The following is a 12,050-nucleotide window of genomic DNA, read 5'->3' on the forward strand; positions in this document are numbered from 1 at the left end:
GGAGCCCGGAACCGCCGTCGCGGGCGGCCCTCACCGCCCGGTGTAGGTCGCCCGGCCGGGTCCCTCCTCGAGGAAGGAGGCCACCGCGCCGCGCAGGTCGGCGGTCGCGAACAGCGGTCCCGACACCTGCGGGGTGATCTCGTCGGCGGCCCGCACCCCGTGCCGGACGGCGGTGGTGACCAGCCGCTTGGTGGCCGCGTGCGCCACCGTCGGCCCCGCCGCCAGCCGGCGGGCGAGATCGCGGGCGGCCTCGGCGAAGCCGTCGTCGGGCAGCACCCGGTTGACCACGTCCCACCGCTCGAGGACGGCGGCCGGGAAGCGCTCGCCGGTGAGGATGAGCTCCTTGGCCCGCGCCGGCCCGGCCCGCTCGGTCAGCCGCTGCGGCCCGCCCATGGACGGGGTGAGCCCGACGACGACCTCGACCAGCCCGAAGGAGGCCCGCTCGGCGGCCACCAGCAGGTCGCAGGCCAGCGCGATCTCGAACGCCGCGGTGAGGGTGAGCCCGTGCGCGGCGAAGACCGTGGGCACCGGGAGGTCCTCGACCGTCTGGGCGATGCGCAGCAGGCGGGCCCACAGCGCCGCACCGCGCTGCGCGGGCTCGGGCCCCTCGGCGATCTCCCGGAAGCCGTGCACGTCGACCCCGCCGGAGACCACCTTCCCGCGGGCCTCGAGCAGCACCGCGCGGGCGCGGTCGGGCCGGCCGGGCTCGGTCAGCGCCACCAGCTCGGCCACCACCTGCTCGAAGCCGGCGAACACCGGCTCGTCGAACAGGTTCAGCGGTGGCTTGTCCAGCACGACGACGGCGACGTCGCCGTCGCGCTCGAGCCGGACGGGGGCGGCGCCGGGTGCGTCGGTCATGCCGGTCACCCTGCCACGCGGGTTCAGCCGGGCGGGCTCAGCCGGGCGGCCAGGTCATCGGGCGGCCGCCGAGGACGTGCAGGTGCAGGTGGTGCACGGTCTGGCCGGCCTGCGGGCCGGTGTTGGCCACCAGCCGGTAGCCCGGCTCGGCGCCGTCCCCGGTGACCAGCCCCTCCTGGACGGCGACCGCGTGCGCGGCGGCCACGACCTCGGCCAGCAGCTGCGGGTCGGCGCCCACGAGCAGGCCCGCGGTGGCGTGGTGGTCCTTGGGGATGACCAGCACGTGGGTGGGGGCCTGCGGGTTGATGTCGCGGAAGGCCAGCGTCCGGTCGGTCTCGTGCACGACGTCGGCCGGGATCTCGCCCGCGACCATGCGGCAGAACAGGCAGTCGCTCACGGCGCCGACCCTAGGAGGACCGGCCCGTGCCCACACCTCGCGGACCCGGCCCGGGCGGCGTCCCACCGCACCGCAGCGCGTCCCACCCGACCGCCCACCGTCGGGTGGGACACGCGATGATCAGGTCACCTGATCATCGCGCGGCACCGCCCTACCGCCAGCGGGTGGCGACCGAGAGGGCGGCCAGCGCGGCGGCGCCCGCGGTCGAGGTCCGCAGCACCTCCGGGCCGAGTCGCACCACCTGGGCGCCGGCGGCCCGCAGCGCCACGACCTCGCCGTCGGTGAGCCCGCCTTCGGGTCCCACGACGACGGCGACCGTGCCGCTCGCGGGCACCTCGACGCGCGCCAGCGGACGGCGGGCCTGCTCGTGCAGCACCAGCGCGAGGTCGACGTCCTCCAGCTCGCCGCAGACCTGCCGGGTGGTCATCAGCTCCGCGACCTCCGGCACCCGCGGCCGCCGGGACTGCTTGCTCGCCGCCCGCGCCGCGGCCCGCCACCGGGCCAGGCCCTTCTCGACGCGGTCGTCCCGCCAGCGGGTCACGCAGCGCGAGGCCGCCCAGGGCACGATCCGGTCCACGCCGAGCTCGGTGGCCAGCTCCACGGCCAGCGGGCCGCGGTCGCCCTTGGGCAGCGCCTGCACCAGCCACAGCTCCGGCTCGGCGGGCGGCACCTCCAGCCGGGCGGCCACCTGCACCCGCAGGCCGGCCGGTCCGGCGTGGAGGACCGTGCCCTCGGCCACCGTGCCGCGGCCGTCGGCGACCCGCACCGGCTCGCCGGCGGCCAGCCGCAGCACCTCGACGGCGTGCCGGCCCTCGGCGCCCTCGACCAGCAGCTCCGGGGCGTCGGGCACCTCGTCGAGCAGGAACAGCGGGGCGCCGTCGAGGGCGGGCCGCGCGCCGCCGGCGGCCGGGTCGCTCACTTGAACGGGTTCCGCACCCGCGAGAACAGCCCGCCGTGCCCCTCGCCGGACGCCGACGCCGGCCGGTCCTCGCCGCGCAGCACGGCCAGCTCGCGCAGCAGCTTCTCCTGCTCGGCGTCGAGCCGCGTCGGCGTCTGGACGTCGACGTGCACCAGCAGGTTGCCGCGGCCGGTGGCCCGCAGCCGCGGCGCGCCCTGCCCACGCAGGGTGAGCACGGTGCCCGGCTGGGTGCCGGGGCGCACGTCGACGTCGGTCTCCCCGCCGTCGAGCAGGGTCAGCGGCAGGGTGGTGCCCAGCGCCGCGGCCGTCATCGGCAGCGTCACGTGGCAGTGCAGGTCCTCGCCGTCGCGGCGGAACACCTCGTGCGGGCGCTCGCGGATCTCCACGTACAGGTCGCCGGCCGGGCCGCCGCCGGGACCGACCTCGCCGCGGCCGGTGAGCCGGATCCGCATGCCGTCCTCGACGCCGGCGGGCACCTTGACCGGGATGGTCCGGCGGGCGCGCACGCGGCCCTCGCTGCCGCACTCGGGGCAGGGCTCGGGTATGACCTGGCCGGTGCCGGCGCAGGTCGGGCAGGGCCGGGTGGACACGACCTGGCCGAGGAACGAGCGCTGCACGCTCTGCACCTCGCCGCGGCCGGAGCAGGTGGTGCAGGTGACCGGGTGGGTGCCCGGCGCCGTGCCCGCGCCGGTGCAGGTGCCGCAGAGGACCGCGGTGTCGACGGTGATCTCCTCGGTGGTGCCGAAGACCGTCTGCTCGAGGTCGAGCTCGATGCGGATCAGCGCGTCGTCGCCCTCGCGCACGCGGCTGCGGGGCCCGCGGGCGCCCATCCCGGCGGCGCCGCCGAAGAAGGCGTCCATGATGTCGCCGAGCCCGCCGAAGCCGGCCTGCCCGAACGGCGATCCCCCGCCGCCGGCGCCGGGACCGGTGTCGAACGGGTCGCCGCCCAGGTCGACGATGCGGCGCTTGTCGGGGTCGGTCAGCGCCTGGTAGGCGCGGCTGACCTCCTGGAAGCGCTCCTTGGCCTCCGGGTCGGGGTTGACGTCGGGGTGCAGGTCGCGCGCCAGCCGCCGGTAGGCCTTCTTGATGTCGGCGTCGGACGCGCCCCGGGACAGCCCGAGGACGCCGTAGTAGTCGGTTGCCATCTGTCTTCGAGACCTCAGCTCTCGGCCAGCAGCTGGCCGACGTAACGGGCCACGGCGCGGACCGCGGCCATGTTGCCCGGGTAGTCCATGCGGGTGGGGCCGACGATGCCCAGGCCCCCGAGGGCCCGGTCCCCGGTGCCGTACCCCACGGAGACGACCGATGCACCGGTGAGCGCCTCGTGCGCGTTCTCCTCGCCGATGCGCACCAGCACGGCGCCGCCGGTGTCGACCTCGCTGATCAGCTTGAGGACGACGACCTGCTCCTCCAGCGCCTCCAGCAGCGGGCGCAGGCTGCCCGGGAAGTCCAGGGCGGTGCGGGCGAGGTTCGCCGTCCCGCCGATGACCAGCCGGTCCTCCCCCGGCTCGACGAGCGTCTCGACCAGCGTGGCGCTCACCGCGGCGACCAGCGCGCGCAGGTGCGGCGGCGCGGTGTCGACCAGGTCGGGCACCTTGCCGCCCGCGTCGCCCAGCCGGGCGCCGGCGAAGGCCGAGTTGAGCAGCGCGCGCAGCTCGGCGACGTCGTCCTGCGCGATGTCGACCGGGCACTCCACGACCCGCTGCTCGACCCGTCCGGTGTCGGTGATGAGCACCAGCAGCAGCCGGGAGGCGGTCAGCTGGACCACCTCGAGGTGGCGCACGGCGCTGCGCGACAGCGTCGGGTACTGGACGACGGCGACCTGGTGGGTCAGCTGCGCCAGCAGCCGCACCGTGCGGCCGAGGACGTCGTGCAGGTCGACCGCGCCGTCGAGGAAGCGCTCGATCGCCCGGCGCTCGGCGACCGACAGCGGCTTGACCGCCGAGAGCCGGTCGACGAAGAGGCGGTAGCCCTTGTCGGTGGGCACCCGGCCGGCGCTGGTGTGCGGCTGGGTGATGTAGCCCTGCTCCTCGAGGACCGCCATGTCGTTGCGGATCGTGGCCGGCGAGACGCCGAGGTCGTGCCGCTCGGCGAGGGCCTTGCTGCCCACCGGGTCGTTGGTGGAGACGTAGTCCTGGACGATGGCCCGCAGGACCTGCAGGCGGCGTTCGTCGTGCGCCACGGTGACACCTCCCCGTACCGGTCGACGGGCCCGTGCGGGCGGCTCCGGGAGACGCGGCCTGCGCGCACCGGGCTCCACCGGTGGGCTGGCACTCGCACGGACCGAGTGCCAGCCCAGCATACGACCGGGCGGCGCGTCCGTCGCGCACCCGGACGCACGCCACACCCGCGGGGGGCGGGCGCGGGCCCCCGGGGCGTGGCTAGGCTGGCGGACGGACGGTGCCGGAACGGGGCGGGTCAGGACGGAGGTCGGGTCCCTGGTCTTCAAAGCGGTGCGCGACGGGCGTCCCTATCCCGAGCACGGCCTGGCCACCAAGGACTGGGCGATGATCCCGCCCCGGCAGATCCGGCTCGACACGCTGGTGACCACCAAGCGCGAGCTGGCCCTGGACACCCTGCTGGCCGACGACTCGACCTTCTACGGCGACCTGTTCCCGCACGCCGTCCAGTGGCACGGCGAGCTCTACCTCGAGGACGGCCTGCACCGGGCGCTGCGCGCGGCGCTGCAGCAGCGCACCGTCATCCACGTGCGGGTCCTCGACCTCGACGCGCTCATGCCCACCGACCCCGGCCGGGTGCGGTGAGGGAGCAGCTCCTCGACGGCGGGGTGCTGCTGCGCCGCGCCCGCGCCGAGGACGTCCCGGCGATCGTCGCGCTGCTGACCGCCGACGTCCTGGGCGCCGGCCGGGAGACCGCCGACCCCGCCCCCTACGCGGCGGCGTTCGCCGCGGTGGACGCCGACCCCGCCCACCTGCTCGTCGTCGCCGAGGACGGCGGCACCGTCGTCGGCACGCTGCAGCTCACCTTCCTCCCTGGGCTCTCCCGCGGCGGCGCGCTGCGGGCGCACGTCGAGGGGGTGCGGGTGGCCGCGGCGCGCCGCGGGCGCGGGCTGGGCCGGGCGATGCTGCGGTGGTGCGCCGAGGAGGCCCGCCGCCGCGGCGCGACGCTGGTGCAGCTCACCACCGACAAGCGCCGCACCGACGCCCACCGCTTCTACGCGGGTCTCGGCTACGTCGCCTCCCACGAGGGCTTCAAGCTCGAGCTGTAGAGCCCTCGGGGGCGCCGAGCGGCGGGTGCTCGAGCACGCGGGGCCGGTACTCGACCAGCAGGATGCGGCCGTCGAAGGTGCGCTGCTCGGTCATCTCCAGGGCGACGTCGGGGTAGCCGTCGTAGACGCGTTCCTCGCCCGTGGCCCCGGTGATCACCGGGAACACCCCGACCCGGAAGCGGTCGACGAGTCCGGCTCGCAGCAGGGACCGGCACAGGCTGAGGCTGCCGATCGTGCTGAGGAGCCCCGAGCCGGTCGACTTCAGGGCGCGGACGGCCTCGACGGCGTCGCCGCGGACGAGCGTGCAGTTGGCCCACGTCAGCGGCTCTTCGAGGGAGGCGGAGAACACCACCTTGGGCGCTCGCGTGAGCTCGTCGACGGATGCCTCCTCCTCGGGCCTGAACCCGTCCTGGCCGCTCGGGACCTCGCCGGCGGCGAAGCCCGACATCAGGCGGTAGGTGTTCGCTCCCATCAGGTAGGTGACCTCGGGCTGCTCGCCGAGCCAGGCGAGGTACTCCGGGCCCTCGAGACCCCAGAAGCCGGGCCAGCCCTCTCCCGAGGCGTAGCCGTCGAGGGAGGTGATGACGTCGACGAGCAGCTCCGACATGGCGGTGTCCTCTCCGCGGGTGGCACGAGCCCCGGGTGGCACGAGCCCCGGGTGTCACGAGCCTCGGGTGTCACGAGCTCGGACCCGCCGGGAGCTCGGAACTCACCGGAGCGGCGCGCGGCGTCCCGCGGCTACAGCCAGCCCTTGTCGGCGGCGACGCGGGCGGCCTCGACGCGGGTGCGCGCCCCGGTCTTGCCGATCGCCGAGGACAGGTAGTTGCGCACCGTGCCCTCCGACAGGAACAGCCGGCGGGCGATGTCGGCGACGGTGGCGCCGTCGGCGGCCTCGCGCAGCACGTCGGCCTCGCGCGTCGACAGCGGGGTGGCCCCGAGGGCGAGCGCTGCGGCCGCGAGGTCCCGGTCGATCACCCGCTCGCCGGCGACGACGGCGCGGATGGCCCTCGCCAGCTCGGCGACCGGCGCGTCCTTGACCAGGAACCCGGCGGCGCCGACCTCCATGGCCCGCCGCAGGAACCCGGGCCGGCCGAAGGTGGTGAGCACGACGGCGCGCACCGCGGGCAGCTCGGCGGCCAGCTCCCGCGCGGCCTCGATGCCGTCGCGGCCGGGCATCTCGATGTCGAGCAGCGCGACGTCCGGCCCGTGCTCGCGGGCGGCGGCCAGCACCTCGTCGCCGCGGCCGACCTCGGCGACGACGGTGACGTCGTCCTCGAGCTCCAGCAGCGCCCGCAGCGCGCCGCGGACCATCGACTGGTCCTCGGCGATCAGGACGCGGATCACCGGGCCGCGCCCGCCGTCACCGGCGCCAGCGGCAGCACGGCGCGCAGTTCGTAGCCGCCGTCGCGCCCCGCGCCGCCGGTCAGCGCGCCGCCCAGCGCCCCGACCCGCTCGGCCAGCCCGGTGAGCCCCGAGCCGGGCCCGGCGTCGTCGGCGGGGCCGGATCCGTCGTCGGTGACGGTGAGCACCGCCTCGGCGCCGTCGTCGGTGAGGGTGACGGTCACCGCGCGGGCGCCGCTGTGCCGCAGCACGTTGGTCGTCGCCTCGCGGACCACCCAGCCCAGCGCGGCGTCGACCGGCCCCGGCAGCTCCGGCACCCGCGGCGGCAGCCGGACGGCGATGCCGGCGCCCGACAGCGCCGAACGGGCCTCGGCCAGCGCCTGGGCGCAGCTCACCTGCCGGTAGCCGCTGACGGCGTCGCGCACCTCGGCCAGCGCGCGGCGGGCGGCGGCCTCGACGTCGGCCATCTCGGTGCGCGCCCGGGCGGGGTCGACCTCGGCCAGCCGCCCGGCCAGCTCGCTCTTGAGCGCGATGAGCGACAGGCTGTGGCCGAGCAGGTCGTGCAGGTCGCGGGCGAAGCGCAGCCGCTCCTCGGCGACGGCGTGGCGGGCCAGCTCCTCGCGCGCCTCGGCGAGCTCGGCGTTGACCGAGACCAGGTGCCGGGTGCCGCGCAGCGCGAACGCGGTCAGCAGGCACAGCACCGGCAGGACGACCAGCCCGGGCTCGCCGCCGAGGACCACCACCCCGGCGCAGACCAGCGCGGCCGCGAGGACCGCCGGCCACGTCCAGCGGGTGGGCAGCGCCGCCGCCGAGGCCGCCGACACGTAGATCAGCAGGCCCGCCCAGGACGGTCCCAGCCACACGGCCAGCCCGGTGCCCAGCACCGCGACCACCGCCAGCCGCCCGAGGAGCGACCCCGACCAGCAGCGGTCGCCGAAGGCCCGCCGGAAGACGTCGAGATAGACGCCGGTGAACACCAGCAGGCCGGCGCCGGCGACCAGCCGCACGGCGAGCGGCCGGTCGGTGGTGAGCAGGTCGGCGACCGGGAAGAACTGGAACAGCAGCCAGGGCAGCGCCCAGCCGATGCGGTACCAGCGGGGGCGGGGGTCCACGGCGCCCGACCGTAGCCCGGTCAGCCCGCGACGGCGGCGAGCGGACGGCGCCGCGCCACGAGCACCGCCAGGCCCCCGAAGACGGCGGCGAAGGCGACCAGGGCGCCGACCGCTGACGCCGACGGCAGCGCTCCCCCGGCGGCGGCCCGGCCGGCCTCCGCGTACCAGTACGACGGCAGTCCGTGCGCCACCGCGCGCAGGCCGGAGGGGAACAGCTCGACCGGCACCCACAGCCCGCCGAGGGCGGCCAGCACGGTGCCGACGATGCCGGTCGCGCCACCGGCGGCCTTCTGCTCCAGCGCCCAGCCCAGCAGCAGGCCCAGCGCCACGAACACCGCCGACCCGAGCCACAGCACCCCGACCAGCCCGGCCCACTCGCCGGGCGCCAGCCGCACGCCGTTGACGAACCGGCCGGTCAGCGCGACGACGACCAGCGGCGGCAGGGTCAGCACCATCCCGACGGCGACGTCGACGGCGACCACCGACGTCTGCGGCACCGGGGTCACCCGCAGCTGGCGCAGCCAGCCCGAGGCGCGGTCGAAGGAGAGCCGCACGGTCGCGCCCAGGGTGGCGCCGATCGCGCCGTAGGCCATCATCGAGACCATCGTGCCCGCCGCCTGCTCGGGGCTGACGCCGCCCGGCGTCCCGGCGAAGACCCGGGTGAAGAACACGGTGAAGGCCGCCGGCAGCAGCACGGTGAAGAACAGGAACTGCCGGTTGCGGGCCACCCGGCGCAGCTGGAAGGCGAGCAGCGGGCTCATCGGGGTCCTCCGGTGGTGGTGAGGGACAGGACGGCGTCCTCGAGGCTGGCGCCGCGGACCTCGAGGTCGGTCAGCGGGACGCCGCCGGCGAGCAGCGCCCGCAGGGTGGCCTCGACGTCGGTGGTGGCGAGCTCGACGGTGGCGCCCTGCCGGGTGGCGCCGGTGACGCCGGGCAGCGGCTCGGGCAGCCGGCCGGAGGGGAGGCGGATCGTGCGGCCGGCCACGGCCGAGCGGACCTGCGCCGCGGGACCGTCGGCGACCAGCCGGCCCCCGGCCAGCACCACGACCCGGTCGGCGACCGCGTCGGCCTCCTCGAGGTGGTGGGTGGCGAAGACGACGGTGGTCCCGCGGGCGGCCAGGTCGCGCATCGTCGTCCAGAAGGCGCGGCGGCCCTCGACGTCCATGGCCGAGGTGGGCTCGTCGAGCAGCAGCAGCGGGGGCTGCCCGGCCAGGGCGAGGGCGAGCAGCACCCGCTGCCGCTGGCCGCCCGAGAGCGCGTCGACGTCGCGGCCGAGCAGGCCGGTGGTGCCGGTGGTGGCCACCAGGTCCGCCAGCGGCCAGGGGTCGGCGTAGGCGCCGCGGACCAGGTGCAGCACCTCGCCGACGCGCGCCTCGCCGGGCAGGCCGCCGTGCTGCAGCATCGCGCCGACGCAGCCGGCGCGGACGGCGTCGGCCGGGGCGCGGCCGAGCACGCGGACGGTTCCGGCCGCCGGGTGCAGCAGCCCCAGCACGGCGCCCACGGTGGTGGACTTGCCCGCCCCGTTGGGGCCGAGCAGCGCGACGGTCTCGCCCCGCCCGATGCGGAGGTCGAGGCCGTCGACGGCGAGGACGTCGCCGTGGCGGACGGTCAGGCCGTCGATGTCGAGGGCGTTCGCAGGCACGGCCCGAGCCTGACCGCGCCGGGGGCCCCGCAGTAGTGCGGGACGTCGCCGTCCCCAGCTGACAAACGTCAGCTCGGCCCCGTCCAGAGGCTCGCGCCGAGCGTGCGAGGCGTGAGGGGGACGGGGTCCTTCTTCAGTCGGTGAGGTCGCGGACGACGGCGTCGGCGAGCAGGCGGCCGCGGTCGGTGAGCACCGCGCGGCCCTCCTCGTGCGCGACCGGGTCGAGCAGACCGCGGGCGACGGCGTCGGCGGCGCGCAGCCGGCCGGAGCCCGACAGCGCGGTGAGCGGCAGGCCGTCGCGCAGCCGCAGGCCGAGCATGACCGTCTCCAGCGCGCGGTCGGCGGGGGCGAGCACCTCGGAGTCGGCGACCGGGTCCTCCCCCGCGGCCAGCCGCTGCGCGTGGGCGGCGGGGTGCTTCACGTTCCACCACCGCACCCCGCCGACGTGGCTGTGCGCGCCCGGGCCCACGCCCCACCAGTTGGCGTTGGCCCAGTAGAGCTCGTTGTGCCGGCAGCGGGCGGCGTCCCCGCGCGACCAGTTGCTCACCTCGTACCAGTCGAACCCGGCGCCGCGCAGCACCGTGTCGGCCTGCACGTAGCGGTCGGCCAGCACGTCGTCGTCGGGCAGCGGCAGCTCGCCGCGGGCGATGCGGCGGGCCAGCCGGGTGCCCTCCTCGACGATGAGCGCGTAGGCGCTGACGTGGTCGACGGGGGCGGCCAGGACGGCGTCGAGCGAGGCGGCCCAGTCGGCGTCGGTCTCCCCCGGCGTGCCGTAGATCAGGTCGAGGTTGACGTGCGCGAAGCCGGCGGCGCGGGCCTCCTCGGCGGCCTGGACCGCGCGGCCGGGGGTGTGCCGGCGGTCGAGGACGGCGAGCACGTGCTCGGCGGCCGACTGCATGCCCAGGCTCAGCCGGGTGAAGCCGCCCGCGCGCAGGGTCGCCAGGCTGGCCGGCGTGACGGACTCGGGGTTGGCCTCGGTGGTCACCTCGACGTCGTCGGCGACCGGGAACAGATCGCGGACGGCGGCCAGCACCGCGGCGAGGTCCCCGGCGGGCAGCAGCGTCGGGGTGCCGCCGCCGACGAAGACGGTGGAGACGGTCGGCAGGTCCGGGCCGAGGACCTCCGCCGCGCGGCGCAGCTCGGCGATCGCCGTCCCCGCGTACTCGGCACGGTTGGCGCCCGGGCCGAGCTCGTCGGAGGTGTAGGTGTTGAAGTCGCAGTAGCCACAGCGGGTGGCGCAGAAGGGCACGTGCACGTAGAGCCCGAAGGGCGTGCGGGCCAGTCCCTCGCGGGCGCTGTCGGGGAGCTGCAGGGTCGCCGGCGGGGCGTCGAGCAGCGGCAGGGCGGTGTTCATCCGCCCCCAGTGTGCCGCGCGGGGCAGGATGACCGGTCGTGGCTGACGACGACGTGCTGCAGGTCTCCGTCGAGCGCGGGGTCGCGACCCTCACCCTCGACTCCCCCGCCAACCGCAACGCGCTCTCCCGGGCCCTGCGCGCCCGGCTGCGCGAGGCCCTCGACGCCGCGCTGGCCGACGACGCGGTGCGGGTGGTCGCGCTCGACCACACCGGCCGGGTGTTCTGCTCCGGCATGGACCTGTCCGAGGCGGCCGGGGCGGGCGCCGGCGACCAGGGCGTGCGCGAGCTGCCCGAGCTGCTCGAGCGGATCTGGACCTCCCCCAAGCCGGTGGTGGCCACCGTCCGCGGGCCCGCACGCGCCGGCGGGGTGGGGCTGCTGGCCGCCTGCGACGTCGTCGTCGCCGGCGCCTCGGCGACCTTCGCCTTCTCCGAGGTCCGGCTGGGCATCGTGCCCGCGGTCATCTCGGCGGTGGTCCTCCCGCGGGTGCTGCCGCACGTGGCGCACCGGCTGATGCTGACCGGCGAGGTCTTCGACGCCGCCGCCGCGGCCGCGGGTGGGCTGGTCGACCTGGCCGTGCCCGACGACGAGGTGGACGCTGCCGTCGAGGCGCAGGTGCGGGCGCTGGCCGCGGGCTCGCCGTGGGCGCTGGCCGAGACCAAGCGGCTGCTGCGCGCGGGTGGGCTGCGCGGCTCCTTCGACGACCTGCTCGACCTCTCCGCGCGGGCGTTCGCCGGCGCGGAGGGTCAGGAGGGGATCGCGGCCTTCCGGGAGAAGCGCCCGGCGCGCTGGGTGCCGGCCTCCTGACCCAGGCCGCTCCTGACGCCGGCCACTCCGGCGCCGACCCCGGGCGCCGACCGGTCTGGCGCCGGCCGCGGGTGCGCGGGACCCTGCGGGCGTGACCGCACCGGAGGACCCCCGCGCCCGCTTCCGCTCGCTGCCCGGGCCGGTCGACCCCGAGGACACGGTGGAGACGGTGGACGTCTCCACCACGCGGCCGGCCGCCACCGAGAGCGACGAGCGCGACCGCCTGCTGCGCGAGGCCGGCGGCGTCTGACCGCCCGGCGGGCAGCCGGGCCACCTCCTCCCCCGGTCAGTCGTGCTCTGCCCCCAGTGCCGGGGCAGAGCACGACTGCCGGCCGGACACCTCCCGGTCTCCCCTTCGCGCTCTGCCCCCAGTGCCGGGGCAGAGCACGACC

General features: G+C 76.9%; 15 protein-coding genes. 4 read left to right on the forward strand and 11 right to left on the reverse strand.

Features of this window, described 5'->3' with window-relative positions:
• Positions 1–30: 30 nt before the first annotated feature.
• From BLQ97_RS15065 to hrcA, 5 genes are all read right to left on the reverse strand, one after another.
• Positions 31–858 (reverse strand): enoyl-CoA hydratase/isomerase family protein, encoded by an 828-nt coding sequence (locus BLQ97_RS15065; RefSeq protein ID WP_091366995.1) that lies wholly within the window; start codon positions 856–858, stop codon positions 31–33.
• Between the two features lie 37 nt (positions 859–895).
• The gene (locus tag BLQ97_RS15070) at positions 896–1,255 is read right to left on the reverse strand and encodes a histidine triad nucleotide-binding protein (RefSeq protein WP_175471755.1); all 360 of its coding nucleotides are present in this window, start codon (positions 1,253–1,255) and stop codon (positions 896–898) included.
• 151 nt (positions 1,256–1,406) lie between these two features.
• Complete coding sequence (locus BLQ97_RS15075; RefSeq protein WP_091366808.1) at positions 1,407–2,174, reverse strand: 16S rRNA (uracil(1498)-N(3))-methyltransferase; 768 nt, start codon at positions 2,172–2,174, stop codon at positions 1,407–1,409.
• On the reverse strand, positions 2,171–3,319 hold the full coding sequence (dnaJ, locus tag BLQ97_RS15080; RefSeq protein WP_091366809.1) for a molecular chaperone DnaJ: 1,149 nt from the start codon (positions 3,317–3,319) through the stop codon (positions 2,171–2,173). Before dnaJ ends, BLQ97_RS15075 begins: the two co-directional genes overlap by 4 nt.
• Positions 3,320–3,333: 14 nt before the next feature.
• Positions 3,334–4,356 (reverse strand): heat-inducible transcriptional repressor HrcA, encoded by a 1,023-nt coding sequence (gene hrcA, locus BLQ97_RS15085; protein ID WP_091366810.1) that lies wholly within the window; start codon positions 4,354–4,356, stop codon positions 3,334–3,336.
• Between the two features lie 271 nt (positions 4,357–4,627).
• Between hrcA and BLQ97_RS15090 the strand changes: the two genes are divergently transcribed.
• Both BLQ97_RS15090 and BLQ97_RS15095 read left to right on the forward strand, forming a co-directional pair.
• Positions 4,628–4,939, forward strand: a complete 312-nt coding sequence (locus tag BLQ97_RS15090; RefSeq protein ID WP_091366811.1) for a type II toxin-antitoxin system VapB family antitoxin — start codon at positions 4,628–4,630, stop codon at positions 4,937–4,939.
• Complete coding sequence (locus BLQ97_RS15095; RefSeq protein WP_091366812.1) at positions 4,936–5,403, forward strand: GNAT family N-acetyltransferase; 468 nt, start codon at positions 4,936–4,938, stop codon at positions 5,401–5,403. Before BLQ97_RS15090 ends, BLQ97_RS15095 begins: the two co-directional genes overlap by 4 nt.
• Here the strand turns inward: BLQ97_RS15095 and BLQ97_RS15100 are convergent.
• The 6 genes from BLQ97_RS15100 to hemW all read right to left on the reverse strand — a co-directional run bounded on the left by BLQ97_RS15100 (position 5,387) and on the right by hemW (position 10,852).
• On the reverse strand, positions 5,387–6,010 hold the full coding sequence (locus BLQ97_RS15100) for a dihydrofolate reductase family protein (RefSeq protein ID WP_091366813.1): 624 nt from the start codon (positions 6,008–6,010) through the stop codon (positions 5,387–5,389). The genes BLQ97_RS15095 and BLQ97_RS15100 overlap by 17 nt on opposite strands.
• Before the next feature lie 131 nt (positions 6,011–6,141).
• Positions 6,142–6,747 carry a response regulator transcription factor gene (locus tag BLQ97_RS15105; protein ID WP_091366814.1) on the reverse strand — a complete coding sequence of 202 codons (606 nt, stop codon included), beginning with the start codon at positions 6,745–6,747 and terminating at the stop codon, positions 6,142–6,144.
• Positions 6,744–7,856 carry a sensor histidine kinase gene (locus BLQ97_RS15110; protein WP_091366815.1) on the reverse strand — a complete coding sequence of 371 codons (1,113 nt, stop codon included), beginning with the start codon at positions 7,854–7,856 and terminating at the stop codon, positions 6,744–6,746. The genes BLQ97_RS15105 and BLQ97_RS15110 overlap by 4 nt, the downstream gene beginning before the upstream one ends.
• Positions 7,857–7,876: 20 nt before the next feature.
• Positions 7,877–8,617: an ABC transporter permease gene (locus BLQ97_RS15115; protein ID WP_091366816.1), complete on the reverse strand. Its 741-nt coding sequence runs from the start codon at positions 8,615–8,617 to the stop codon at positions 7,877–7,879.
• Complete coding sequence (locus BLQ97_RS15120; RefSeq protein ID WP_091366817.1) at positions 8,614–9,498, reverse strand: ABC transporter ATP-binding protein; 885 nt, start codon at positions 9,496–9,498, stop codon at positions 8,614–8,616. The genes BLQ97_RS15115 and BLQ97_RS15120 overlap by 4 nt, the downstream gene beginning before the upstream one ends.
• Before the next feature lie 133 nt (positions 9,499–9,631).
• The gene (gene hemW / locus BLQ97_RS15125) at positions 9,632–10,852 is read right to left on the reverse strand and encodes a radical SAM family heme chaperone HemW (protein WP_091366818.1); all 1,221 of its coding nucleotides are present in this window, start codon (positions 10,850–10,852) and stop codon (positions 9,632–9,634) included.
• A gap of 38 nt (positions 10,853–10,890) precedes the next feature.
• Between hemW and BLQ97_RS15130 the strand changes: the two genes are divergently transcribed.
• Both BLQ97_RS15130 and BLQ97_RS23020 read left to right on the forward strand, forming a co-directional pair.
• On the forward strand, positions 10,891–11,658 hold the full coding sequence (locus BLQ97_RS15130; RefSeq protein WP_091366819.1) for an enoyl-CoA hydratase-related protein: 768 nt from the start codon (positions 10,891–10,893) through the stop codon (positions 11,656–11,658).
• 91 nt (positions 11,659–11,749) lie between these two features.
• Positions 11,750–11,908, forward strand: coding sequence for a heme biosynthesis protein HemY (locus tag BLQ97_RS23020; protein WP_139173678.1), 159 nt, complete (start codon positions 11,750–11,752; stop codon positions 11,906–11,908).
• The last annotated feature ends 142 nt before the right edge of the window (positions 11,909–12,050 follow it).

The sequence above is a fragment of the Geodermatophilus telluris genome (genome assembly GCF_900102745.1).
Lineage (GTDB): Bacteria > Actinomycetota > Actinomycetes > Mycobacteriales > Geodermatophilaceae > Geodermatophilus > Geodermatophilus telluris.

Coding starts and splice junctions, on each gene's coding strand:
- hemW (WP_091366818.1), bottom strand. CDS start 10,852: ATGAACACCGCCCTGCCGCTGCTCGACGCCCCGCCGGCGACCCTGCAG.
- BLQ97_RS15115 (WP_091366816.1), bottom strand. CDS start 8,617: ATGAGCCCGCTGCTCGCCTTCCAGCTGCGCCGGGTGGCCCGCAACCGG.
- dnaJ (WP_091366809.1), bottom strand. CDS start 3,319: ATGGCAACCGACTACTACGGCGTCCTCGGGCTGTCCCGGGGCGCGTCC.
- BLQ97_RS15065 (WP_091366995.1), bottom strand. CDS start 858: ATGACCGACGCACCCGGCGCCGCCCCCGTCCGGCTCGAGCGCGACGGC.
- BLQ97_RS15100 (WP_091366813.1), bottom strand. CDS start 6,010: ATGTCGGAGCTGCTCGTCGACGTCATCACCTCCCTCGACGGCTACGCC.